This is a genomic window from Ancylobacter sp. IITR112, from assembly GCF_041415945.1.
Classification (GTDB): domain Bacteria; phylum Pseudomonadota; class Alphaproteobacteria; order Rhizobiales; family Xanthobacteraceae; genus Ancylobacter.
The window spans coordinates 935,805-959,746 of sequence record NZ_JBGCUS010000001.1 but is presented as its reverse complement, the minus strand read 5'-3'; the positions used below and the strand labels follow the sequence as shown (position 1 = coordinate 959,746).

General features: G+C 65.8%; 27 protein-coding genes. 9 read left to right on the top strand and 18 right to left on the bottom strand.

Annotation, left to right across the window (positions count from 1 at the left end; translation table 11 throughout):
- Positions 1 to 12: 12 nt before the first annotated feature.
- From pqqA to AAC979_RS04320, 4 genes are all read right to left on the bottom strand, one after another.
- A complete protein-coding gene (gene pqqA, locus AAC979_RS04335; protein ID WP_081620376.1) occupies positions 13 to 90 on the bottom strand; it encodes a pyrroloquinoline quinone precursor peptide PqqA in 78 nt (25 codons plus the stop codon).
- Between the two features lie 180 nt (positions 91 to 270).
- Entirely contained in the window at positions 271 to 960 is a 690-nt protein-coding gene (locus AAC979_RS04330) for a response regulator transcription factor (protein WP_371345596.1), read from the bottom strand.
- Positions 957 to 2,552, bottom strand: coding sequence for a sensor histidine kinase (locus tag AAC979_RS04325; protein ID WP_371345595.1), 1,596 nt, complete (start codon positions 2,550 to 2,552; stop codon positions 957 to 959). The genes AAC979_RS04330 and AAC979_RS04325 overlap by 4 nt, the downstream gene beginning before the upstream one ends.
- Positions 2,553 to 2,697: 145 nt before the next feature.
- The gene (locus AAC979_RS04320) at positions 2,698 to 2,907 is read right to left on the bottom strand and encodes a hypothetical protein (RefSeq protein WP_371345594.1); all 210 of its coding nucleotides are present in this window, start codon (positions 2,905 to 2,907) and stop codon (positions 2,698 to 2,700) included.
- A gap of 94 nt (positions 2,908 to 3,001) precedes the next feature.
- Between AAC979_RS04320 and AAC979_RS04315 the strand changes: the two genes are divergently transcribed.
- Together AAC979_RS04315 and fae are read left to right on the top strand one after the other, a co-directional pair.
- Complete coding sequence (locus tag AAC979_RS04315; protein WP_371345593.1) at positions 3,002 to 3,319, top strand: hypothetical protein; 318 nt, start codon at positions 3,002 to 3,004, stop codon at positions 3,317 to 3,319.
- Positions 3,320 to 3,379: 60 nt separating this feature from the next.
- Entirely contained in the window at positions 3,380 to 3,886 is a 507-nt protein-coding gene (gene fae, locus AAC979_RS04310) for a formaldehyde-activating enzyme (RefSeq protein WP_371345592.1), read from the top strand.
- Between the two features lie 304 nt (positions 3,887 to 4,190).
- Here the strand turns inward: fae and AAC979_RS04305 are convergent, their stop codons facing one another.
- The 4 genes from AAC979_RS04305 to AAC979_RS04290 are packed head-to-tail and all read right to left on the bottom strand — an operon-like array spanning position 4,191 to position 7,219.
- Positions 4,191 to 4,913, bottom strand: a complete 723-nt coding sequence (locus AAC979_RS04305) for an ABC transporter ATP-binding protein (RefSeq protein WP_371345591.1) — start codon at positions 4,911 to 4,913, stop codon at positions 4,191 to 4,193.
- On the bottom strand, positions 4,910 to 5,659 hold the full coding sequence (locus tag AAC979_RS04300) for an ABC transporter permease (RefSeq protein ID WP_371345589.1): 750 nt from the start codon (positions 5,657 to 5,659) through the stop codon (positions 4,910 to 4,912). Before AAC979_RS04300 ends, AAC979_RS04305 begins: the two co-directional genes overlap by 4 nt.
- Positions 5,660 to 5,663: 4 nt before the next feature.
- Positions 5,664 to 6,674: an ABC transporter substrate-binding protein gene (locus AAC979_RS04295; RefSeq protein WP_371345587.1), complete on the bottom strand. Its 1,011-nt coding sequence runs from the start codon at positions 6,672 to 6,674 to the stop codon at positions 5,664 to 5,666.
- The gene (locus tag AAC979_RS04290; protein ID WP_371345586.1) at positions 6,671 to 7,219 is read right to left on the bottom strand and encodes a DUF3280 domain-containing protein; all 549 of its coding nucleotides are present in this window, start codon (positions 7,217 to 7,219) and stop codon (positions 6,671 to 6,673) included. The genes AAC979_RS04295 and AAC979_RS04290 overlap by 4 nt, the downstream gene beginning before the upstream one ends.
- A gap of 266 nt (positions 7,220 to 7,485) precedes the next feature.
- Between AAC979_RS04290 and AAC979_RS04285 the strand changes: the two genes are divergently transcribed.
- The 6 genes from AAC979_RS04285 to AAC979_RS04260 all read left to right on the top strand — a co-directional run bounded on the left by AAC979_RS04285 (position 7,486) and on the right by AAC979_RS04260 (position 12,644).
- Positions 7,486 to 8,739, top strand: coding sequence for an ABC transporter substrate-binding protein (locus AAC979_RS04285; RefSeq protein ID WP_371345584.1), 1,254 nt, complete (start codon positions 7,486 to 7,488; stop codon positions 8,737 to 8,739).
- Between the two features lie 26 nt (positions 8,740 to 8,765).
- Complete coding sequence (locus AAC979_RS04280) at positions 8,766 to 9,752, top strand: PQQ-dependent catabolism-associated beta-propeller protein (RefSeq protein WP_371345582.1); 987 nt, start codon at positions 8,766 to 8,768, stop codon at positions 9,750 to 9,752.
- A gap of 47 nt (positions 9,753 to 9,799) precedes the next feature.
- Positions 9,800 to 10,237: a copper-binding protein gene (locus tag AAC979_RS04275; protein WP_371345581.1), complete on the top strand. Its 438-nt coding sequence runs from the start codon at positions 9,800 to 9,802 to the stop codon at positions 10,235 to 10,237.
- A gap of 84 nt (positions 10,238 to 10,321) precedes the next feature.
- Positions 10,322 to 11,110: an ABC transporter ATP-binding protein gene (locus AAC979_RS04270; protein ID WP_371345580.1), complete on the top strand. Its 789-nt coding sequence runs from the start codon at positions 10,322 to 10,324 to the stop codon at positions 11,108 to 11,110.
- Entirely contained in the window at positions 11,107 to 11,943 is an 837-nt protein-coding gene (locus AAC979_RS04265) for an ABC transporter permease (RefSeq protein WP_371345579.1), read from the top strand. The genes AAC979_RS04270 and AAC979_RS04265 overlap by 4 nt, the downstream gene beginning before the upstream one ends.
- Before the next feature lie 71 nt (positions 11,944 to 12,014).
- Complete coding sequence (locus tag AAC979_RS04260; RefSeq protein WP_371345578.1) at positions 12,015 to 12,644, top strand: hypothetical protein; 630 nt, start codon at positions 12,015 to 12,017, stop codon at positions 12,642 to 12,644.
- Positions 12,645 to 12,712: 68 nt separating this feature from the next.
- Here AAC979_RS04260 and AAC979_RS04255 read toward each other — a convergent pair whose 3' ends face one another.
- From AAC979_RS04255 to AAC979_RS04220, 8 genes are all read right to left on the bottom strand, one after another.
- Positions 12,713 to 13,303 (bottom strand): PQQ-dependent catabolism-associated CXXCW motif protein, encoded by a 591-nt coding sequence (locus AAC979_RS04255; protein WP_371345577.1) that lies wholly within the window; start codon positions 13,301 to 13,303, stop codon positions 12,713 to 12,715.
- Positions 13,304 to 13,321: 18 nt separating this feature from the next.
- Entirely contained in the window at positions 13,322 to 14,215 is an 894-nt protein-coding gene (locus AAC979_RS04250; RefSeq protein ID WP_371345575.1) for a substrate-binding domain-containing protein, read from the bottom strand.
- Positions 14,216 to 14,219: 4 nt separating this feature from the next.
- A complete protein-coding gene (locus AAC979_RS04245; protein ID WP_371345574.1) occupies positions 14,220 to 14,810 on the bottom strand; it encodes a c-type cytochrome, methanol metabolism-related in 591 nt (196 codons plus the stop codon).
- A gap of 210 nt (positions 14,811 to 15,020) precedes the next feature.
- Positions 15,021 to 16,826, bottom strand: coding sequence for a lanthanide-dependent methanol dehydrogenase XoxF5 (gene xoxF5, locus AAC979_RS04240; RefSeq protein ID WP_371345573.1), 1,806 nt, complete (start codon positions 16,824 to 16,826; stop codon positions 15,021 to 15,023).
- A gap of 371 nt (positions 16,827 to 17,197) precedes the next feature.
- Entirely contained in the window at positions 17,198 to 18,163 is a 966-nt protein-coding gene (locus tag AAC979_RS04235) for a quinoprotein relay system zinc metallohydrolase 2 (protein ID WP_371345571.1), read from the bottom strand.
- A gap of 43 nt (positions 18,164 to 18,206) precedes the next feature.
- A complete protein-coding gene (locus tag AAC979_RS04230) occupies positions 18,207 to 18,635 on the bottom strand; it encodes a c-type cytochrome (protein WP_371345570.1) in 429 nt (142 codons plus the stop codon).
- 144 nt (positions 18,636 to 18,779) lie between these two features.
- Entirely contained in the window at positions 18,780 to 20,408 is a 1,629-nt protein-coding gene (locus AAC979_RS04225; RefSeq protein WP_371345568.1) for a carboxylesterase/lipase family protein, read from the bottom strand.
- Between the two features lie 83 nt (positions 20,409 to 20,491).
- Positions 20,492 to 21,271 (bottom strand): hypothetical protein, encoded by a 780-nt coding sequence (locus AAC979_RS04220; RefSeq protein ID WP_371345567.1) that lies wholly within the window; start codon positions 21,269 to 21,271, stop codon positions 20,492 to 20,494.
- Between the two features lie 293 nt (positions 21,272 to 21,564).
- On the opposite strand from AAC979_RS04220, the gene AAC979_RS04215 reads away from it, so the two are divergent.
- A complete protein-coding gene (locus AAC979_RS04215) occupies positions 21,565 to 22,284 on the top strand; it encodes a carbonic anhydrase (protein WP_371345566.1) in 720 nt (239 codons plus the stop codon).
- 78 nt (positions 22,285 to 22,362) lie between these two features.
- On the opposite strand, the gene AAC979_RS04210 is transcribed toward AAC979_RS04215, so the two are convergent.
- The gene (locus AAC979_RS04210) at positions 22,363 to 22,668 is read right to left on the bottom strand and encodes an antibiotic biosynthesis monooxygenase (protein WP_371345564.1); all 306 of its coding nucleotides are present in this window, start codon (positions 22,666 to 22,668) and stop codon (positions 22,363 to 22,365) included.
- A 93-nt stretch (positions 22,669 to 22,761) separates the two neighbouring features.
- Positions 22,762 to 23,919, bottom strand: coding sequence for a PHB depolymerase family esterase (locus AAC979_RS04205; protein ID WP_371345563.1), 1,158 nt, complete (start codon positions 23,917 to 23,919; stop codon positions 22,762 to 22,764).
- Positions 23,920 to 23,942 lie beyond the last annotated feature (23 nt).

Below are 23,942 nucleotides of genomic sequence, written 5' to 3'. Positions count from 1 at the left end.
TCCCCAGAAGGCTCAGAAGTCAGCCGGATAGTAGGCGTTGACTTCCATGCCGACGCAGACTTCAACAATGCGAGGAGCAGTCCAGGCCATATCGTCCTCCTGATGTTTTCCAATCCCTCTTTACTTCATAAGAAGATTATAAGAGATTGAGTTGCTTTGCGGATATTACACCGCGTCAATAATGTGATGATCCTTTGGCCATTCGTCAAGAAGACCTGGCCATCTTTCCGTCAGGCGCACATTATACCACGCTGCTCATCACCCGCTGCGTCAACCGCCTTCCGCTTCCAGCATGAAGCCGCGGCCGCGCACGGTCACGATCAGGTGCGCCCCCTCGGGCAGCGCCTCCGCCAGCTTGTGGCGGAGATAGCCGACATAGACATCCACCACATTGAGCGAGGCGCCGCCATGCCCGGCCCACAGCGCCGCGAAAATATCCGCGCGCGACAGGGGCTCGCCGGGATGACGCATGAGCAGCGCCAGGAGTTCCACCTCGCGCTCGGTCAGCCGCACCCGTACGCCGCCCAGCAGCGCCTGCCGCGTATCGAGATCGAGCGACAGCGCGCCGACTTCCAGCGTGCGCGGTTCGCTGCCCGCATTGCTGCGGCGCAGTGCCTGCACCTTCACCCGCGCCAGCAATTCCTCGAAGGCGAAGGGCTTGACGATATAGTCATCCGCCCCCGCCATCAGCCCCTCGGTGCGCTCATTCACGCTGGAGCGCGCCGAGAGCATGAGGATCGGCGCCGTCTGCCCCCCGGCACGCAGCGCCTTGCACACCTCGATGCCGGAGCGGCCGGGCAGCATCACATCGAGAATGATGGCCCCCCAGGGCTTGCCATTGGCCACCCGCAGCGCCGCCTCGCCATCCCCGACCAGTTCGACATCATAGCTCTCGGAGGAAAAGCCACGCCGCAGCAGCGAGCCGATATCGGGATCGTCCTCCACGACCAGAATGTTCATTGGGCGGCCTCCAGTGTGATGTCGGGCACGGGCAGCGGCAGGCGAACAGTGACGCAGGTGCCGCGCTGCCGCCCATCCTCTCCCGTGCTGCTTTCAACAGCGATTCGACCGCCATGGCGGTCGACGATCCATTTGGCGAGGGCGAGGCCGATTCCGAAACCCGTCCCTTCCCGCGTGCCGGCCGAACCACGCCAGAACCGCTCGAACACATGGGGAAGCTCCTCGGCGGGGATGCCGGTGCCGTGGTCGCGCACCTCGATCACCACCTCGTCGCCGTCGCTGCGGGCGGCAAGCCGCACGGCCTCGCCCGGCGGGGAATGGCGCACCGCATTGGCCACCAGCCCGTCCAGGGTCTGGCGCAGCCATTCGCGGTCGGCGTCGATGGCAAGACCCTCGGCGCCCTCGGCCGCCTCCAGGGTAAGCCCGCCCGCCCGCGCCAGCGGGCCCATGCCCTCGCACACTTCGGCGAAAAGGTCCGACACCAGGAACAGCGACCGGTCGAGCTCGATCTGCCCGCTCTCGGAGCGCGCGATGCGCAGCAGGTCTTCCACCCGGCGGTGCAGGCGCCGGGCACGCGACTGGATGACCAGCAGGGCCGCGCGCAGATCCTCCTCGCGCGGCTTTTGCGGACGCAGCGTGATCTCCACTTCGCCGAGAATCACCGTCAGCGGCGTGCGCAATTCGTGGCTGACATCGGTGAAGAAGCGCCGCCGCGCCATGTCGACATTCTCAAGCCGCGTGTTGGCGGCGCGCAGTTCCGCCGTCCGCGCCTCGACGATCTGCTGCAATTGCTTCTGATCCGCCACCAGCCGCGCCTCGCGGCGGGCGAGATGCGCCGCCATGCGGTTGAACCGCGCCATGGCGAGGCTCAGTTCGTCATGGCCGGTGACGGTGATGCGGGTATCGGAGCGCCCGCGTGCGATGGCCGCCGCCGCCGCCGCGACATCCGCCACGCGGTTCACCAGCGTGCGTCCGAGAAGATGGTAGAGCGCGACCGCCAGCAGGAAGGCGAGCGCGACGCCGGCCAGCCCCCAGCGTATCGTCCGCTCGCGAAGCTCTCTCACCTGATTATAGGCGTCAAGCGCGGTGGTGCGCTCCTCTTCCATCGCCTGGCTGAGCGGCGCGCCGAAGCCGGCGGCGAACACATCCAGCGCCACCCGCGCGGCCGTCGCCGGCTCTTCCGCCCTCAGCGCAAGGTCGACCTGCCGGTCCAGAACGTCGAACTGCGCCCGTAGCCGGGCAATGGTGCGGCTGCGCGCCGCCATCAGCGTCCGTTGCTCCTCGCCGACCAGCCGGCCGACATAGGCCGAAAGGGCCTCCTCCAGACGCGCGAAGGCCTCGCGTGTCCGTCCGGCGGCAAGCACCCGACCGGTGCGGGCAGGCGTGCGCTCGGCATCCGGCGCCTCGTGGCCCGCCTGCAGCGCCAGCAGCGCATAGTCGCCGATCCGCCCGGAAATGGTGGAGAGCAGTTCCAGCCGTGTCTGCGCCGATACGAGACGGTCGAGCTGGTTGCTGACCGCCCCGAGCGCGAGCACGAGCGCCACGGTCGACGCCGCCGTCACGAAGACGGCGACCGACAACAGAAGCGCCATGCGCGCCCTTAAAGACGAGAACAAGCCGCGCCCCATGCAGCCTCACCGGATCGTGCCACTCTACAGCGATGGCGTTCCGATGATTTCATGGACGCGGCACCAGCGCACGCTGCGCTGCAGCAGATCTTCCAACAGCCTTGAAAGCTCAGATGTCGCGCCCGCCGGCGCCGGGAGCGGTGCAGCGCCATTTGAGCACTTTCCACTTCGGGTGCGTTTCCGTCCATTCGGCGATGACCGGCATCGCGCCGATCATGCACTGCATCGGGGCGGGCGGCGCTTCGAGGCCGACAGAAACGGCCTCCTCGCGGCAGGTGCCGGGGCTGGCAACGAGACAGATCGAAAGAATCAGCTCCATAATTGTTCCTCGTGGCGTGAGTGCAACGCCGTCCGAACGTTTCCCCAAGGGCCGGACCTGATCTCTACGCCGCACGCGGCAGATGGATCACTTGATGATGCTGCTACGCAGCAAAAAGCTTGCCAGTTACGCCGCGGCCGCCGAGGGCAGCGACCACAGCGTCGCCGCTGCACATCGCCGATCCACAGCCGGCGAATTATGCTGCATTTTTGATCGTGCCGCCAGCTTCCTCACTGGCCGCCCATTATCCATGCCCCACAACAAACCATGGGGCAAGGGCGCGCAACGGCGTCACACGGATGAAGAATCCCTTGCAGATAAAGGCGAAGCGGGCCTAGTCTCTCGCCGTAACGTGTCTGGTCGCGCTATCGGGCCAACCGGTTTGGTGTTCCAAACGCTGCAACAAAGATAGCCGGGACATCGGGGGACAATTCCCGTCCCTTGTCATGCAACCCCGTTCTGGGAGGAATAGATGGCCAAGATCAACAAGGTACTCATCGGCGAGTCGCTGGTGGGCGACGGCAACGAGGTCGCTCACATCGACCTCATCATCGGACCGCGCGGCTCCGCGGCCGAAAGCGCCTTCCTGAATGCGCTGACCAACAACAAGGACGGCTTCACCTCGCTGCTCGCGGTCGTGACCCCGAACCTGCTCGCCAAGCCGAACACCATCCTGTTCAACAAGGTGACGATCAAGGACGCCCGCCAGGCGGTCCAGATGTTCGGCCCGGCCCAGTATGCGGTCGCCAAGGCCGTCGTCGACAGCGTCGCCGAAGGCGTGATCCCGGAAGATGAAGCCGACGACCTGTTCATCTCGGTCGGCGTGTTCATCCACTGGGAAGCGGCGGACGACGCCAAGATCCAGCAGTTCAACTATGAGGCGACCAAGGAAGCGCTGAAGCGCGCCGTGGAAGGCGAGCCGAAGGTGAAGGACGTTCTGGCGCAGGCCGCTTCGGCCAAGCACCCCTTCGCCGCTTAGATCGGAAGCAACCCTGGGCAGACAACAGCTCCGCCCGCGGCCCACTATCCGAAGGGCCTGCTCCAGCGGTTGGCGGCGATCTTCCTGAACAAGTGAGGGCGGAAAACGCCCTCGCTTGCGCCACGGAGGCGGCGGTTTCCGCCCTCTCACGCCGACGCAGATGCTTTTGGCCCGGGGCGTCACCGCTCCGGGCCTTTTTCATGGGCGACTCCACGGGCGAGTTCATGGGCGATCGCGCGGGCAAGCAGGGGGCGGGCTTGCTTGCGTAAGAACGTCGCAAACCGGCCCACCCCTGGCCGTGGTCTCAGCCCACCGTCGGGTTTTCCAGCGCTTGGCGCACCTCGTCGATGCGGGAAGGCGTCGCCCGCTCCTGGGCGGTCAGCTCCAGCGCCATGTCGCGAAGGATGCGCACCGGCGCGCCTTCCAGCACCACGATACGGCTCGCCAGTTCCACCGCCTCGCGCCGGTCATGAGTGACGAACAGCACGGTGGCGGGACGGCGGACGAGCAGCCGGCGCAAAAGGTTGCGCAGCCGCGCCGCGCCTGCCTCGTCAAGCGAGACGAACGGTTCGTCCATCAGCAACACGTCGGGACCGATGACGAAGGCGCGCGCCAGCGCCACCCGACGCTGCTGGCCGAGCGAAAGCCGCTCGGGATAGGCATCCGCCAGTTCGGCCAGCCCGACCTCGTCCAGCATGGCCCGCGCCTGGTCGCGCCCTTCCTCGCCCGAGGGTAGCGGCAGCGCCACATTTTGCAGCACGGTGCGCCAGGGCAGAAGCCGCGGGTTCTGGAAGGCATAAGCCAGCCGCGGCGAATCTGCGCCGAACCGGATATCGCCGCGAAAGTCGCGGTCGAGCCCGGCGACGATGTTGAGCAAGGTAGTCTTGCCGATGCCGGATTCGCCCAGCAGCGCGACGAAGGCGCCGGCGTCGACATCGAGGCGGAAGTCGCGGAAAATCTCCCGCCCCGGACCGGTGCCGGCGGCGCGATAGCGTTTCTCGGTAATGGCGATGCGGATCGCGCTCATCGCCGCCACCTGTTGGCACGGCGCTCCCAGGGCTGGAGCAGGCCGAGTTCGATCAGTTGCACCACGGCGGTGAAGGCCAGCGCATAGGCGAGGATGCCGGCGACATCGAAGAGCTGGAAGGCGGTCTGCAGCTCGAATCCGACACCATTGGAGCGGCCGAGCAGTTCCACCACCAGCACGATCTTCCAGGTGAGCGCCAGGCCGGAGCGTGCGCTCGCGGCGAAGAACGGCACGAGCTGCGGCAAGGTCACCTCACGCAGGGCGCGCAGGCGCGGCACCCGGTAGACCTCGACCATCTCGTCGAGATCGCGCGACAGCGCCGCCGCCCCCTCGCGCATGGTCACCGCGACATTGGGAATCTTGTTGATCGCCACTGCGGTGATCGCCGCCGCCTCGGTCAGGCCGAACCAGACATAGCACAGGATGATGACCACCAGCGCCGGCAGGTTCAGCAGCACCACGACCCAGGGCCCGAACAGCTCGTTCAGCGCCACCGAGCGCCCCAGCAGAATGCCGATGGCCGAACCGAGCGTCATGGCGATGAGGAAACTCGCCGCCACCCGCGCGAGGGTGATGGCGATGGCCTCGGGCAGCACGCCGGTATGGGTGGCGCGCATCATCGCCGAGAGCACCTCCGGGGGGCCGGGCAGCAGCCGCGACTGCGCCCACAGCGCGGCGAGCTGCCAGAACAGCAGCAACGCCAGCAGCGAAGCGGCGGTCAGCAGCAGGCGCTTGGGCGTCGACACGGTCTCACTCGCCGACGGGGCCGAACAGCGTGCGGTCGAAGCGCGCCTCGGGGCCGACCAGTTCGGCGCCGCCAATCTCCGCCAGCACGTCGAACAGCCGGGCGCAGGAGGCCCGCTCCGGCTCGCCGAAGGCACCAGGAATGCCGGCCCGGTAGTAGTCCCGCAGCCGGGCGAACTCCGCCTCATCCGCCGCCTGCATCAAGGGGCGAAGCCGCTCCCATGCCGAATCACTCGTCGCCAGCAAACGGTTCGCCGCCGCCGCCGCGCGCAGAAAGGCGGCGATCGCCGCGCCACGCTCCGCCATCACCGCATTGCGCCAGACAAAGCCGACCAGCGGAGGCACCGGGTCGATGCCGAGCCCGCGCACCATCTCGCTCACATCCAGCAGCCGGGCGAAGCCGCGCGCATCGAGCCGGGCGGCGTAGGGCCAGAAGGTGAGCACCGCATCGACGCGGCCGAGCGGCAATTGCTCGCTCACCAGTGGCGGGGCGCCATAGACAGGCTCGGCGTCGCTGGCGAGATCGACGCCGAGCTTTGCCTTGCCATAGGCCCGCAGCAGCAGCCAGCTCTTGTCGAGCGCGCCGCCGGCGACGCCGATGCGGCGGCCGCGCAGATCCGCCAGCGCCTTCACCGGACCGTTCGCCGCCACCATCACCGCGCCCAGCGCGTTGGAGAATGGCGCGAAGCGCATGGGCTCGCCATCCGTGGTGCGCCGCATCGCCCACAGCCAGTCGGTGACGATCAGGTCGACATCGCCGGCCTGCAGCGCCACCGTGGTGGCCTGCCCGCTGGCGAAGTCGACGCTGTCCAGCGCCAGCCCCTCCCGCCGGTCGAAGCCCTCGGTGCGGATCGTCTCCACCAGCCAGTTGAGCGTGCCGAATTTCAGCGTCCCGACGCGCAGAGTCAGAGCCTGCGCCTCCTGCGCGCGCAGCCGCCCCGCTGCGGCGAGCAGACCGGCCAGCGCGGCGAGCACCGCCCGGCGCGATGGCGGCGCGGAGGATACGACGGACATCATGGCGCGGCCTTCCCGGTGAGCGGCGGATCGAGCAGACGGTTGCGGACCAGATAGGAGATACCGCGCAGCCAGGATTCATCGGTGTTGTTGCGGATATCGGCGCTGCCGGCCCGCAGCACCTGCCCGGTCGCTACATCACGAAGCTGAAAGTTGATGTTGAGAATGAGGTTCGAGACCTTCTGCACCAGCCCGATCACCTCGATCTCGGCGCCCAGCGCGCGGGCGATCGGCAATTCGCAATTGTTGCAGTTGCGGAACGGCGCCGCTTCCGCGATCTGCGCCTGTTGCGGCGTGAGGTCCAGCACGTCGTAGCCCGCCTGCGTCAGCCGGTGCCGCACCTCGTCGGTGATGAGGTCGAGCCGGTGCACTTCCTCCGGTTTGGGGCCGCGCAGGTCGAACTCGCCGCTGGTATCGAGAAGCTCGAAGTCGAACACCGCGACCCGCGTCGCGGCGTGGGCGGCGGCACCGGGACCGAGCGCGACCAGGAGCGCCGCGAGGAAGAAGCCGGACACCGGCAGGCGAAAGGCGGGAACAGGAATTCTCATGCGGCACCCTCTCCCACTGCGCTTTCTTCCCGGGCAGTGCAATCATATCGACAAGAAGTCCTCCTGCAAACCACCGGGAAAAAGTTCCCGGTTGAAATATTTGTGCTATTCTTGATGCATTGGCATTGCTACATTTTCTTATTAGTTTCTTATGTACGCAATTCTATTGAATGCCTGATTTTGATTGCGTAGAGTTTTCCCAAGGCACACGAGAAAAGTTCCGAGGACATGGTCCTTGAGAACCCAAGCCGCGGGATGGAAAGCCGATGATCAGGATGGCAAGCGCCGTCGGCGCGACGCTTATGGCGATGTGGTGCCTGACGCCCGCCGCGGCGCAGGAGGGCACGCCGCCGCTCTCCCCCACGCCACCCGTCTCGCCCGCGCCGCTGGCGGCCAAGCCCGCCGCGACCATCGGGCCGGAGCAGACCTTCCTTATAGGCGTGGTGCGCCAGCTCCCCGAGCCGCCGCCCTGGATCGCCCCGCTGCAAATGCCGCCGGACGATCTCGGCATTGCCGGCGCTGAGCTTGGCATTCGCGACAACATGACCAGCGGCCGCTTCCTCAAGCTCGACTACAAGCTGTCGAGTGAAATCGTCCCGACCGATGGCGACCCGCTGCCGGCCGTGGCGAAGCTGGTCGAGGCCGGCAACCGTTTCATCCTGCTGGACGTGCCGCCGGATGCGCTGCTGAAGATCGCCGACACCTACAAGGATCGCGACATCATCTTCATCAATGTCGGCGCCACCGACGACCGGCTGCGGCAGAAGGACTGCCGGGCCAATGTGTTCCACATCGCCCCCAGCCGCTCCATGCTGACCGACGCGCTGGCGCAGTTCCTCGTCACCAAGCGCTGGCAGAACTGGTTCCTCATGGTCGGGCGTACCGACAATGACAAGCTCTATGCTGAGGCGGTGAAGCGTTCGGCGAAGAAATTCGGTGGCAAGATCGTCGCCGAAAAGACCTGGGACTACGGGCCGGATGCGCGCGCCACCGCCCAGTCGGAAGTGCCGCGCGGCACGCAGGTCGGCGATTACGACCTGCTGATCGTCGCCGATGAACTCGGCGAGTTCGGCGATATCCTGCCCTACAACACCTGGCTTCCTCGCCCGATCGCCGGCACGCAGGGGCTGATGGCGCTGTCCTGGCACCCGACGATGGAAAACTGGGGCGCCTCGCAGTTGCAGAGCCGCTTCTTCAAGCAGTCCAAGCGGATGATGCAGCCACTGGACTTCCAGATGTGGCAGGGTGTCTTCGCCGTCGGCTCGGCAAGCCTCAAGACCCGCAACAGCGACCCGGCCAAGGTCGAAGCGCAGATGCTGTCGCCGGATTACGACCTGCCGGTGTTCAAGGGCGTTGCCGCGAGCTTCCGCCCCTGGGATCACCAGTTGCGCCAGCCCATCCTGCTCACCCATGCGACCAATACGGTGACGCTCTCCCCGCAGGCTGGCTTCCTGCACCAGATCACACCGCTCGACACGCTGGGCTTCGACCGACCCGAAACGCTCTGCAAATTCCAATAAAATCAAACCATTGCCTGGAGGAAACGATGAACCGACAGAGTCTGCTGTCCACCAGCCTCGCCGCGCTCGCCGGGCTGATGCTGGTCGATGCCATCCCGGCCGAGGCAAGCCCGCGCGCTTTCGTCACCAATGAGCGCGACCACACGATGAGCGTTGTCGACATGGCGACGCTCAAGGTCACCGACACCATCAAGACTGGCCGCCGCCCGCGCGGCATCATCGCCAGTCCGGACGGCAAGCTGATCTATGTCTGCGCCTCTGACGACAACCGCGTCGAGGTCTATGACGCGGCGACGCTGAAGCTGGTGAAGACGCTGCGCTCCGGCCCGGACCCCGAGCTTTTTGTGCTCCATCCCTCGGGCAACCCGCTCTACATCGCCAATGAAGACGACAACATGGTCACGGTGGTGAATGTCGAGAACAATGACCTGATCGCCGAAATCCCGGTCGGCGTCGAGCCGGAAGGCATGGGCATCAGCCCCGACGGCAAATATATGGTCAACACCTCCGAGACGACCAACATGGCGCATGTGGTCGATACCTCGAACAATGAGATCATCGAGAACATTCTGGTCGATTCCCGCCCGCGCATCGCCGAGTTCAGCAAGGACGGCAAGCAGCTCTGGGTGTCGGCGGAAGTCGGCGGCACGGTGGCGGTGATCGACCCCGCGACCTGGAAGATCATCAAGAAGATTTCCTTCAAGATCCCGGGCGTGGCGGACGATGCCATCCAGCCGGTCGGCGTGCGCATCACCAAGGATGGGTCCAAGGCGTTCATCGCGCTCGGACCGGCCAATCGGGTCGCGGTGGTGAATGCGAAGACGCTGGAGGTCGAGAAGTACCTGCTGGTCGGTCAGCGCGTGTGGCAGCTCGGCTTCACGCCGGACGAGAAGTTCCTGCTGTCGACCAATGGCAATTCCAACGACATCTCGGTGATCGACGTCGCCGATGAGAAGGTCACCAAGTCCATCACCGTCGGACGCCTTCCCTGGGGCGTGGTCGTGGTGCCGTGACCGACGCCGTTCAACCAGAAACCAATCAATTTCGGGAGGAAAGCCTTATGACCCTTCGTTTGAACACAGCCCTCGCCGGCACCCTTGCCGCCCTGCTCGTCACCTCCGGCGCCGCCTTCGCTGCCGGCGACCTCACGCTGAAGCCGACCGAACTGAAACCGCTTGAGCTTGGCCTCGGCAATGCCGGCTATGGCGTCTCGGAAACGAAATACAATCTGGAGACCGGCAAGGCCTACAGCCTTGAGCTGAGCTCCACCGGCAAGAAGGAATGCGCCTGGCAGGCTCCCGACTTCTTCAAGAGCATCTTTCTGCGTAAGGTCGAGGTCGAAGAGGTGGAGATAAAGGCCATCGGTCTGACGGAGATCGAATTCGAGAAGGATGGCGAGGCCGAACTGTTCTTCGTGCCGATCAAGCCGGGCACCTATTCCTGGTACTGCAAGGGCATGGAAGAGCGCGGCATGAAGGGCGAGTTCATCGTCAAGTGACGCGCTGATCGGCCTTATTTCGTCCTCGTGAACACTGTCCCCGGCCCCGCCGGGGACTTTTGTTCGCGCGATGCGGGAGATGCCATGACGGAACAGACCGCTCCCCTGTCCCCAGCCCGCCCGGCAGCCGAGGTACCGGCGCTCGAGGTGCGCGCGGTCAGCCATGCTTTTGGCGCGCGCAAGGCGCTGGACGATGTCACGCTGACGGTTCCCGCGGGAAGCTTCACCGCCCTGCTCGGTCCGAACGGCGCGGGAAAAACCACTCTGTTCTCACTGGTCACCCGACTATACGACAATCGCAGTGGCGCGATCCATGTGCTCGGGGCCGATGTGCGGCGCCGGCCCGCCGAAGCGCTCAGCCGGCTCGGCGTGGTGTTCCAGGCGCGCACGCTCGACCTTGAACTCTCCGTCCTCGACAATCTGCTCTACCACGCCACCCTCCACGGAATCAGCTTCGGCGCCGGGCGCCGCCGGGCGCTGGAACTTCTGGCCCAGGACGGCCTCGCCGAGCGGGCCCGCGACAAGGTGCGCAACCTCTCGGGCGGCCAGATGCGCCGGGTGGAGATCGTGCGCGCCCTCATGCACCGCCCGCGCCTGCTGCTGCTCGACGAGCCGACCGTCGGCCTCGACATCGCCTCGCGCGCCGCCGTGGTCGCGCTGGTCCGCGCGCTGGTAGCAAATGAGGGCATAGGCGTCCTGTGGGCGACGCATATCATCGAGGAAATCGTCCCCGGCGACCGCGTGGTGGTGCTCCATCGCGGCCGTGTCCGCGCCAGCGGCTGCTATGAGGAGATGCTGGCGCATGCTGGCGGCGAAGACCTTTCCGCCGCCTTCCTCGCACTCGTCGGCGATGCGGGAGAGACGGCGCCATGAAGCACGACCCATTCCGCCTGCCGCTGACCGGCTATTTCATCGTCCTCAGCGGCATTTGCTGGCGCGAGGCGCTGCGCTTCCTCAATCAGCGCGGGCGTTTCCTGTCCGCTCTGGTGCGACCGCTGGTGTGGCTGTTCATCTTCGCTGCCGGCTTTCGTTCGGTGCTCGGCGTCTCGATCATACCGCCTTATGAGACCTATGTGCTCTACGAGGTTTATGTGACTCCCGGGCTGGTGGCGATGATCCAGCTTTTCAACGGCCTGCAATCCTCGCTTTCCATGGTCCATGACCGCGAGGTCGGGGCGATGCGTATCCTGCTGGTGAGCCCCTATCCGCGCTGGTACCTGCTGGTGTGCAAGCTCGTCGCCGGCATCGGCGTGTCGCTGCTGCAGGTCTATGCCTTCCTCGCCGTCGCCTGGTTCTGGGAAGTGGAACTGCCGCCCACCGGCTATGTCACCGTTATTCCCGCGCTCCTCCTCTCCGGCCTGATGCTCGGCGCCATGGGACTGCTCATGTCCTCGCTGTTCCGGCAGATGGAGAACTTCGCCAGCGTGATGAACTTCGTCATCTTCCCCATGTTCTTCGCCTCCTCGGCGCTGTACCCGCTCTGGCGGGTGCAGGAGAGCAGCCTGCCGCTATGGTGGATCTGCACGCTCAACCCGTTCACCTATGCCGTGGAGTTGATCCGCTTCGCGCTTTACGGCCAGTTCGCGCCGCTGGCGGCGCTGGTGGTCGCGGCATGCGCGGCGGTGTTCCTCGCCGCGTCGATCCTGGCGTATGATCCTTCCGCCGGCATCATGGCTCGCCGCGGCGGGCCGGAGACGGCCAAATGAGCCGGCCAGATGCGCGGCACTGTCCAAACGGAAGCCGGAGAGCTTCCGGACAATATCTCGAGGAAAAGCCCATGCCCACATTCCGACCCGCCTTGCGCCGCCTGCGCCTCGCCCTGCCTCTCCTGCTTGCAGGTGCTGCCCCCGCCCTTGCTGCCGCGCCTACGGGAGGGCTCTGGCCCTGTATCCAGCGCAAAGTGCCCGAACTGGCGGTGGGGCAGATGTGGTCAGGCCCCCCCATCGACAATCTGCAATGGCAGGATGATCGTCAGGTCGCTGATCTCGTGCCGGTGCTGGCCGCCCAGCGCACACCCATTGACGAGGCGACGAAGCAGATCGACAGCTTCGCCGCCACGCTAGGTCCGGACGACAAGCAGCGACTCACCCTGCTATTCGCCGGCGTGTTCGAGCAGATCAACGCCCGCCGCAGCCGGATCATGAGCGGCATCGAGCGTTATGCCGAGCACCAGATCGAGCTGTCGAAGCGCATCAAGGATGAAAGCCTCGCCCTCGCCAGCGCCAAGAAGGCGGCCACCACGGACGAGGACAAGCGCAAGGCGCAGGAACTGGAGAAGCAGCTTCTGTGGGACACCCGCGTCTATGATGCGCGCCAGCAATCCATGACGGCGGTGTGCGAGAGCCCGGTACTGCTGGAACAGCGCATCTTCGCCCTCGCCCGCGCCATTCAGGAAAAGCTGCCCTGAGCCGAGGCATCCGGCCGGCGGCCGGATGCGTTCCGCGCAGGCCGCGCGGCGCCGCGCCGGCGCCGCGTTCAAGGCATGGGCTGGCCCTGTTCGAGCGGCAGGCCCGCCTTCGCCCAGCCGTCGCTGCCGGCGGGATACCAAGCGATGTTCGAATAGCCGTACTCGTCAATGGCGCGCTTGGCCGCGTTCCAGCTCATCCAGCAAGCGGTCTGGCAATAGAAGACCAGCGGGGCGGCGCGATTGCCCTGGGTCACTGCCTCCAGCCGGCTACGGAAATAGGCATCGCTCGCGGCAGAAAGGGCGCCATAGCCGACATTGGGAAGCCAGACGCTCCCGGGCAGATGATCGCGCCTCTTGTCGCGCCACAATGTGCCGGGTGGTAGATTAGCCGGCTTCACGTCACGGGGCATCACGTCGATGAAGAGGGCTGCCTTGGTCTGCCACAGCCGTTCGGCCTCGGCAGTGTCGATGACCGCGGCGCCTTTCAGCGTGGCCGGCGTGGGCGCCCGGTACTCGTCCATGCGGTAGCCCGCAGGTTCGGGAACCGCCTCCTCACCGCGCCCGGTCATCGGCGCGAACACATAGAGGACGGCGGCGAGCCCAGCCATTCCCAGCCAGGCCAGTCGGCGGAGCGTGGGGTCTGGCCGATAGCGTTTCACCGCCCCCTCCCGCGCGTTTTACGGCGCCGCCTGGATCGGGCGATCCTGATTGTCGAGCAGGGGCACGCCATAATCGAGCAGGATGCGGTTGATCGCCCCCTGTTCGTCCTTGATGAAGCCGTTGAGCTGGTGCTTCCAGTTCAGTTCGCCGGGCCGAATGCCGAAAGTGATGCGGTAGATGAGCGAGGGATCACCTTTCTCCTTCACAAGCGGCACGACCGAGAGCGGCACCTTCGACGCCTTGGCGTAGTAGCCGCCAATGGGGCCCCAGAGAATGCCGGCGTCGATCTCGCCGTCCTCGAGGTCGGCGATCATCGCCTCGGCGGGGCTGTCGAAGCGGCGATCTACCATCAGCGCATAGGGGCGCGCCAGCGGCATCAAGCCGTTCCGCACCAGAAGGTCGCCGGGTGGCGTGCCGGCGATGATGCCGATGCGCTTGCCCTTGAGGCGCGGGTCTTCCAGCGTGTCGACGCTGGCGAGTTCGCTGTCCTTCTTGGTGACCAGCACCCAGGCCGAGCGATAGTAGGCATTGGTATTGAGGACAGGATCGCCCGCCGCGACGTAGCCCATCACCACATCGCAGCGCTTGGAGCCGAGCGTCATGCGGTAGAAGCCGGTGGCCTGCGGAAACCAGGTGTAATCGAGAGCGAGGCCGAGCTTCTCGGCCATCAGCTCGGCGATCTTGTTCTCGAAGCCCTGCCCTTCCTCATTGGTGAAGGGCATGTTCGCCGGATCGGCGCAGACACGCAGAGTGGAGCGGTCGACCAGATCGGCCACCTGGGCCGTCGCTGCGACGGGGAAGGCAGCGAGGCCGGCGAGCGCCAGAAGCGCCGCAACGCTCCTCCCCGTCCGGCGCGTCGCCGTGCGGCGCGCCGAGCGATCTTGGTATCCCGGCTGCGCCATGCTGCTCATGGCGTCAGCTCGGCCGTCCGAAGCATTGATTTTCATTCGCGGTATAGGCCTTGGTCTTGTCCTCGCGCTTGCTGGGACGCTCGCGGCCGAGCGCGCCATCGGCGCGAGCCTTGAGATAGACATAGATGTCGTCGAGATAGCACATGACGTTCTTGTTCTCGCCGAAGGCCGGCATCACCTGATCGGCCGTGCCGACGCCGACATTCTGCTTGCCGTTGACGACGATCTCCATGAACTGCGGATAGCTCATGGTCTTGAGCGAGTTGGCAAGGGCGGGTGCGTAGCTGGAGCCCATGCCGTCCGGGCCGTGGCAGACATGGCACTCGGCATGATAGCGGCGATAGCCGGAATAGGTGTACCAATCCATCGTGCCGTCGGGCTGGATGTTATAGGTCGGGTCGCCATCCGGCAGCGTGTACTTGCCGAGTTCGTCCTTCTCCTTCTCGACCGGCGCCGGCGTCGCGGCGGCCGGAGCCTGCTCCTGGGCGTGCACCGGAGCGGGAAGGGACAGGGCGGCCGCCAGAACCAGCGCCGCAGCGCCGGCGGATGCCGGCAGCATGCCGGAAACAAACCATCCGCGAACAGGATTCGTCATGAAGCAGTCTCCTCAAGGCGCCGCAGGGGCCGTTTGGCGTCGGGGCCGGCGCCACAAGGACGCCGTTCCGCGGCTTTGAATTTTTCTAAGAGTCTCATAAAGGCCAGGCTTGCGAGACGTGAGGGCCCGGCGCACCGGGTGAACCGGCGGCCAGGCCCCTTTTCGTCTCGGACAGGCGGGCTCTCCGGGGAGTGCCCGCCGTCCCGTGGCTCAGTTCGGCAGAGCGAACACGGTGAGCTGACCGCCGAGGTTGGTGTAGTTGGACAGGGCGGCGTAACCACCCACCGCACCGAGACCGGCGTTCGGGTCGGTCAGGCCGGCCGCCAGGCCGATGCCCGCCCAGCCACCGACACCCGACAGGATGGCGATGTACTGCTTGCCCTTGTGCTCATAGGTGGTGACGTTGCCGATGATGCCGGACGGGGTCTTGAACTTGTAGAGTTCCTTGCCCGTCTTGGCGTCGACCGCCTTCAGATAGCCTTCGAGCGTGCCGTAGAAGACCACGTCGCCAGCAGTGGCCAGAGCGCCCGACCACACCGAGAAGGGCTCGGGCAGCGACCAGACGATCTTACCCTTGGTGTTATCCCAAGCGATGAAGTTGCCCATGCCGCCATGGCTGTTCGGCGCGGGATACATCGACAGGGTCGCACCGACATAGGGCTGGCCCGCCGTGTAGCTGACGCGGAACGGCTCGTAGTCCATGCAGACGTGGTTGGTGGGAACGTAGAACAGGTTGGTCTTGGGCGAGAACGCGGCCGGCTGCTGGTCCTTGGTACCGAGCGCCGCCGGGCAGATGCCCTTGGTGTTCACGTCTTCGCCGTTCTGCGCGGTCGAATACTTGGCCACGACCAGCGGACGACCATAGGTCGGGCTGTTCTTGTCCATGTCCACCTTGGTGGCCCAGTTCACCACCGGGTCGAACTTCTCAGCGACGAGCAGTTCGCCGTTCACGCGGTCGAGGGTATAGCCGAAGCCGTTACGGTCGAAATGGGTCAGCAGCTTGCGCGGCTTGCCGTCGAACTGCTGATCCGTGAGGATCATTTCGTTGACGCCGTCGAAGTCCCATTCGTCGTGCGGGGTCATCTGGTAGACCCACTTGGCCATGCCCGTGTCGGCATCACGCGCCCAAATGGTCATCGACCACTTGTTGTCGCCCGGGCGCTGCGACGGGTTCCAGGTCGACGGGTTGCCCGAGCCGTAATAAACGAGGTTGGTTTCGGGGTCATAGGAATACCAGCCCCAGGTGCAACCGCCGCCGATCTTCCACTGATCGCCTTCCCAGCTCTTGAGCGAGGAATCCTTGCCGATCGGCTTGCCGAGAGCCGTGGTCTTTTCCGGGTCGACGAGCATCTCGTCGTCGGGGCCCATCGAATAGCCGCGCCAAACCTGCTTGCCGGTCTTGCTGTCATAGGCGGTCACATGGCAGCGCACGCCGAACTCGCCGCCGGAGATGCCGACGATGACCTTGTCCTTCACCGGCAGAACGGTGGCGGTGTTGGTCTCACCCTTCTTGGGATCGCCGTTGACGACCGACCACTTCTTCTCGCCCGTCTTGGCGTCGAGCGCGACGAGGGTGGTGTCGGCCTGGTGCAGGAAGATCATGCCGTCAGAGAAGGCGAGACCGCGGTTGACGGTGTCGCAGCACATGACCGGGATGACGTTCGGGTCCTGCTTGGGCTCGTATTTCCAGATGATGCGCCCGTTATCGTTGAGGTCGAGAGCGTAAACGATGTTGGGGAACGGCGTGTGGACGTACATCACGTCGCCGATGATGAGCGGACCGCCCTCATGGCCACGGAGGACGCCCGTCGAGAAGGTCCAGGCCACCTGGATCTTGCCGACATTGCCGGCATTGATCTGGTCGAGCTTGGAATAGCGGGTATTGGCATAGTCACCCGTCTGAATACCCCATTGCTTGGGGTCTTTCATGATGCTGACCAGTCCGTCATTGGCCGACGCGGGCCAAGCATAGACCGCCGCAGCACCCAGAAGTGCTGTCGCAAGAACCTTGCGCATGCTTATTCTCCTCGTGAACGATCCTCCGGGACCGACCGAATGCACGGACGACCCGCCGCGGCTTGTTTGCCGTCTGACCTTTTTGTCTTCGACAGCGTGTCACGACCGGCTGGGGAGAAGCAGCCGGATTTCACGGGGGCGCCCCGCCCCAAGCTGGCCTACGAACCGGACCCGGGAACTTCTTCCCGATTGCCGTTGAAGCCGAAGACGAGGTTACGCTAATCCGAATCCCTCGGGCTGGCAATAAGAACTCTTATGAGAAATGGCTCTTATTATATTTTTGCTGCAAGAGCGAAAAGATATACAAAATACCACAAACGAACACCTGAAAGCGGGCAGTTTTACCTCTCGCTGCGCTGCGGTGCAGCAAGCTACTCCCACTCCAGCTCGTGATAGGCGGCGATCGCATTACGGGCGCTGAACTCGTCGAAAAGGGCCCATTCGGCACGTTCCGACAGAGCGCCATGTAGCGGCGCCTCGCTCATCGGCCGTCCCTCTTGCAGCAGCCGGCCGATATCGCGGCGCAGCGTTGAGAGGTAGCGCCGCTCGGCTGCGGCTCCCTGCGGCCAGGCGACACTCGCGGGACCGTGACCGGGTACCGCGCGCGCCACCGCCTGTTCCGACAGCCGGTCGAGCAGCGACAGCCAGCCGGTCAGGCTGCCGTCGAGCGTCGGAACATGCCCGACAAACAGCAGGTCACCCATCACCCAGGTGCCGGTGGCGGCGTCGAAGACGGTGAGATCATTGTCGGTGTGCGCGGTCGGATGGGCGCGCAGTTCAAGCGGCCGCCCGCCGAGGTCGAGGGTCAGCCTGTCCTCGACCAGCAGTTCCGGCAGCAAGATTCGCGTCCCCTCCCCTGCGGCTCCCAGCAGGCGCTCGACCTGGGCGAGATAGGTGTCCGCCCGCAGCGCGAGGGCGCGCGGCATTTTGTGATGGGCGACGAAACGCACGCGGTCCTCGGCGAAAGCCGCGTTGCCCAGCGTGTGGTCGGGGTGCATGTGGGTGTTGATGACATAGCGCAGCGGCCTGTCGGTCACCGCGCGTACCGCCGCGCGCATCAGGGCGCCGGCGCGGTAGCTGTTGCCGGTGTCGATCACCGCGGCGGCGGCGTCTCCGACAATCAGGGTCATATTGGCGATCGCCCCGTCATTGTCGGGGGCGATCAGTTCGTAGGGCGCGCGGAATACATGGACTCCGGGCGCGACCGCTTCCAGCGGCAGGCCGTCGCCCGGCCGGGAGGCCGGCGTCCCCGCCTTCGCTGAGCCCCGGCCGCCGAAGGCCAGAGCCGCAGCGAGGGCGAGCAGACGTCGTCTATGCAGTCGTGGCACGTCCGCCATCGCCGCACCTCACGCGAGGCCCCCTGCGGGAGAAACGCGACGGCTACTTCTTGGTGCCGTCGGCGTTGAACTGGCCGAGATACGCCTCAAGATTGAGACGGTCGCTTTCCTTCGGCAGGCCGGCGAACACCATCTTCACCCCAGGCATATAGCCCTTCGGGTTTTCCAGATAGGCGCTCAGCACTTCCGCCGTCCACACATCACCCTTGGCGTTGTGCTCCTTCAGCGTGTCGGAATAGTTGAAACCTTCGACGGAGCCCATCTTCCGGCCGATGATCCCGTTCAGTTCCGGGCCGACCTTGTTCTTGGCGCCTTCACCCACGGCATGGCAGGCCATGCACTTCTTGAAGACGTTGGCGCCCTTTTCGGGATCGCCGGCCGGGCTCTGGGCCAGCGCGGCAGTGGTACCGAGCACGAAGAGGGCGGCGGCAGTGACGAAGCGGTTCATGGCGTCCTTCCAGGCGATGATCATTTGAATGGCGCCCTTATGCGAGGCGCTTGCGATGGGGCGCGGATGATAGCGCTACCTTTAGAATGATCCTAGGGGACGAAAGGTCCAGTGTGTGGACCGGGAAAACGCCCGCGCATTTCGTCGCGGGCGAGACAATCCCATCCGTCAGCGGGTCAGGTCGGTGGGATAGAGCCCCTTCCAGAACGCGCAATTGTGGGCAACCGCGGCATTGAACAGACCGAGCTTGCCGGGCTCCAGATTCATCACCTGATCATCCGCCCGGAAAACGGGCCATGCTGGGCCGCCCGGGGCAACAGGGGTTCCGGTACGGGCGAAGCTCGCCCAATACCCGATCATCACCTTCGCCAGTTCGGCCGAGGCGGGCGCCAGTTCGGGCCCCGCGCGCCGCATCGTGTTGTCGAAATGCGGGAACAGATAGGGCAACTCCGAGGAGTGCACCGCCCCCATCTCGAATCCCGGATCGGCCGGCGTCACGGGCGGCGCGTCCGAATCGGCGAAGACGAATTCATGGACGGGGACGAAGGCGCCCATCAGCTTGGCCGCTTCGAGATAGGCGCAGTTGTTGATGCCGACATCCCGCCGGAAATCCGACCACACCGAGCCGAGCGTCGCCGGCGGCGAAGAGGCGTAGGTCGGCGGGTACTTTTCCAGAACCGCCGTCGCTTTGTCGCCATAGACCTTGCGGATCGCGTCTGGATAGGTCTCGGCCGTCACCACATCGCCATCCAGCGCGGCATAGCCGACATAAAGCCGCTGCTCGTCGCGCGTTCCGCCATTCATCACTGGCACCTGCACGAATCTGCCAGCAGGAAACGCCTCGGCACCGGGCAGGGGCACGGTCTTCGCCCCGATCAGCGGCGTGAAGGTGAGGATGTTGCTGCCGGCAATCGCGGCGCCCGCCTCCAGCAGGTCCCCGACCGGCTTGGACCGCAGGCAGGCGAGCGCGGTCGCGGGATCGCTGCACCCCACCTTGCGAGCGATATCGAGCCCGATCTTCTCGCCCTCGGCGACGCTGGGCAGCCAACTCGCGCAGCCGGCGCTGACCACGATCGCGCGCTCGAACAGGCCCGTCGTCTGCTCCGGCGCCAGCAGATGCATGCAGACGGAGCCCGCGCCCGCCGACTCTCCCGCCACCGTGACCTTGCCGGGATCGCCGCCAAAGGCCGCGATGTTGCGCTTGACCCAGGCCAGCGCAGCGCGCTGGTCCATCAGGCCATAACCACCATTGTACTCCGCCGCGAAAGCGGGATGGGCGGTGAAGCCGAGCACGCCGAGCCGGTAGTTCAGCGACACGACGACGAGATCGCCCTGCCGGGCGAGAGCTTCCAGCGGATAAAGGCCGCTGGACCCGCCGACAAACGCCCCGCCATGGATCCACACCAGCACCGGCCGGGGCGTGGCTGCCGTGTCGCCGGGGCGATAGGGGGCGGTGACGTTTACGAACAGGCAATTCTCGTCGCGGCTGGATTCGGGAATACCGTAACGCTCGAGTTGCGGGCAGGCGCTGCCATAGCCGGTGGCGTCGCGCACGCCGCTCCAAGGCTGCGCCGGTTCCGGCAGGGCGAAGCGACGTTCGCCGGTTGGCGGCAGCGCATAGGGTATGCCTTTGAAAGACCGCACGCCGTCGGCGACGACGCCGCGCACCGCCCCCTCCCGCGTCATCACCACCGCAGGATCGTCCCCGTTCGAGGTCTGAGCCCGCGCGAGATCGCCCAGCGTCAGGCTGGCGACCAGCAGCAGCGCACCCCATCGAGCCCACGAAATCTCCGTCATAACGCCACCTCGCTGAATCGCGGCTGCGGGGCCTGGCCCCGCCCGGCCATGATGATACCACCAGCGCGGCGCCTCATGATACCTTAAGTTGTACAACGTTCACTGTCGTTCTCCACCCGGAGCCGCTCGACATGAGCCATCTGCCATGTCGCCCAGTGCTCGAACTCGGCGAGGAATTCCGCGTCCAGAGCGGCGAGCTGCCCGCCGGCCACCACTTTGAACCAGCCTCTCGCCTCAGCCTCGGCGAACAGACTGCCGATATGGGCGACCGACACCTGAAGCCGATCGGAGAGGTCGCGACGCCGCAGCGACGGAGCCGGCGCCGCGCCTTGGAGAGATTGCGCGTAATGGTTGCCGATCACCGCCGTCAATAGCGGGTAGCCGCAATCACGCTGGGCAAAAAACAGGACGCGCGGGAAGGGGTGCAGCAAAGTGCCATGGGCCAGGACATAGGCGGCGGAGCGGGCGATGAGGTCGCCGAGGGTGTCAGGGTCGTCCAGCCTGGCGGCGCGGGGAATGCCTTCGGACGGGATGTCGAGCCGGTCCAGCGCCTCGACGAACAAGCGCAGTGACCGGCCGATTTCGGCGATCATGACCGCCGAGGGCCGCAACAGGGTGGCGCGGCGGTCGGTGGGATCAGCCTCGACCGTCACCAGCCGACCGGCCCGCAATGACGCCACGAAGCCGGCGGTTTGGCGCGGGCTGGCCCCCGCCACTTTCTGCAGCGCGGATAGCGTTGGCGGCGGCGCACCGCGATGGCGCCACTGGTAATAGTTGTGCACCAGCATGTAGCTGACGAGATAGCGGCCTAGCTGATCGAACAGCTTGCTGTAGGGCCAGCTCGCGGCCGGACCGGCGGCCATGCCAGAACAATAATGAGCCATGGCGTGGCGTAGCTCGGGATGATGCCGCAGACGGTCGGTATGTTGGGCGAAATCCTCAGGAAAGTCCGCCGCCGGCCGGCCCGTCGGTCCGCGTGATCCCTGTTCCAGCGCGCGTCTCGGCACTCGGCATACCTGCAAAGTTTGGGCTGGCTTGCCCGGCTACTCCAGAAATACTGGGAACAATGCTTGAGGCGGAGGTACCCACGGCAGGGGCATCTCTGTTGGAGCGTGCGCGCCCATCCTCACTTCTCAAAGCTGCCGGGAGCGCGCCCATGTGCAACAATCACACCTTCGCCCTGTCCCGTCGTAGGGCCCTTACTGCCGGCCTCGGGCTCGCCTCGGCCGCTTTTCTCGGCAGCGTGGCGCTACCCGCAAGTGCTTGGGCACAGGAAGCAGCCCCCAACGCCATCAGCCCCGACGAGGCACTCAAGCGGCTGATGGATGGAAATGGGCGCTACGCCTCGAACAACATGAACAACAAGGACTTCTCGGCTGGTCGCGCCGCCCGCACGATGGCCCAGCACCCCTTCGCGGGACTGGTAAGCTGCGCCGATTCGCGCGTCGCACCGGAACTCGCCTTTGACCAGGGGCCAGGCGAGCTTTTTGTCGTCCGTGTCGCCGGCAATTTCGTCAATGTCGACGGTCTCGCCAGCCTCGAATATGGCGTCAAATTCCTCGGCATGCCCCTGATCATGGTGCTTGGCCACAGCAATTGCGGCGCAGTCGACGCCGCGATCAAGGTCGTGAAAGACGATGTCAGCCTGCCAGGCCATCTCGACGAACTGGTCGACAACATCAAGCCGGCTGTCGAGATCGCGCTGAAGGATAATCCAAAGGACCCGCTCACCGCCGCGATCACCGAAAACGTGCGATATAATGTCAAGCAACTCGCTGGCGCGACGCCGATCATCAGCGAATACGTCGCCAATGGGAAGCTGAAGATCGTCGGTGGCGTTTACGATCTCGCCAGCGGCAAGGTCAGCCTCGTCTGACGGCTTGCCTGACCCGGCACGAATCAGGCCGCGTTCGCCTTGCCCAGGCGACCGCGGCCTGAAAAACGCCCCGCGACCTCAGATGGACGGGCCGAGATCGACGATGCGCTCATGCGTCACCGATGGCGGCGCCTCGAAGGTTGCGCCGACAAGCCCGCGCCAGCGCTGGAAGTCTTCGGAGTTGCGGAAATCCACCATGTGGTTGTCCAGCGTTTGCCAGCGCACGACGAGCCGGTAGACGCTGGGCGTCTCGATCACCTGGTGCAGAGCGACCCCCAGGCAGCCCTTGGCGCGCAGGAACAGCGGCACCGCCTCGACCACCCCGGCTTCGAAGGCGGCTTCCTCGCCCGACTTGATCCGCAATTCGGCGATTTCGATGATCATGCGCTCCCCCAACTCTGTTGACTGCGGCGCTGCCCGAGCGCCCGCGAGGATCACAAGCACGAACGCGCCGCCGCAACAAGGCGGCGCGCATGCTCAGTTCATAAGCCCCGCCGCCCGAAGCGCCTGCTCGATGACTCCCTTGATCCGGCCGACGCCGCCGGCCGTTTCCGGCGAGGACACGCCGGCTCCTCCTTCCTCGCTGGCCTCGCGCGGACGCGACGGCCGGGAGAAGGCGGGGGGAGACGCAGAAGCACGGCGCGTCCCCGCGGCGGGACGAGACGAGGCGGCCACCGCTTCGCCGGCGGCGATGCCCCAGAAGCGGGCAATCTCCCGCGTCGAGGAGATGCCGACATCGAGCATGAAGGGGCCAGGGGTTCCGAGATCACCGCCGAGCGGCGTGCCGTGCCCCATCGCGGCAACCGTGTTCAGCTCGATCACCGCTTCGCCGGCAGCGTCCCGCCAGATGCGCCTGACGCGACCGCCGGAGATGTCCTCCTGCGGGGTCGCCGCGTCCAGATGATGTACGCTGCGCCACTGCGCGGCGATGTCCTCGGCATTGGACGGCGCCACCGTGTGGTCGGCCATGCCCTGCCAGATCGCCACACGCGGCCATGGGCCGGTATGGCTGGAAGCCTGCCGCAGCAGCGCCCAGAGATCCTCGTCCGACGCGGCCGCATGCCCGCGCATGCAGTCGAACGCCTCCGGCACGGTGGAGGCGCAGCCATAGGCGAGACCGGCAATGATGGCCCCGCCGGCGAAGACTTCCGGGTAAGTCGCCAGCATCACATTGGCCATCGCCCCACCGGCGGAAAGCCCGGTGACAAAGACCCGGTCGCGATCAAGCCCATCGGCCTCGATCATCGTTGCGATCATCTGACGGATCGACAGCGCCTCGCCGCGGTCGCGCCGCGCATCGCCGGGGCGGAACCAGTTGAAGCACAGATTGGGGTTATTGCCGGGATTCTGCTCGGGATAGAGCAGCGCGAAGCCAGCCTGGTCGGCCAGTTGCGACCAGCCCGAGCGCAGATCATAATCCCCGGCGTTCTGCTTGCAGCCATGCAGAACGACGACGAGCGGCGCCTTGTCCGGCAGGTCCGGGGGACGGTAGCAAAGCGCCCGCAGCTGGCCCGGATTGGAGCCGAAGTCGTCAATGCTCTCAAGCCGGCCCGGCGATGTGCCGAGGCCGTACGGGTTGCCCTGACGCGCGCCAAGGGCGGCGAATTGGGCCATGGTGTCCGACATTGTCCGCAAGGGAACTCTCCTGGCTGCGGCGC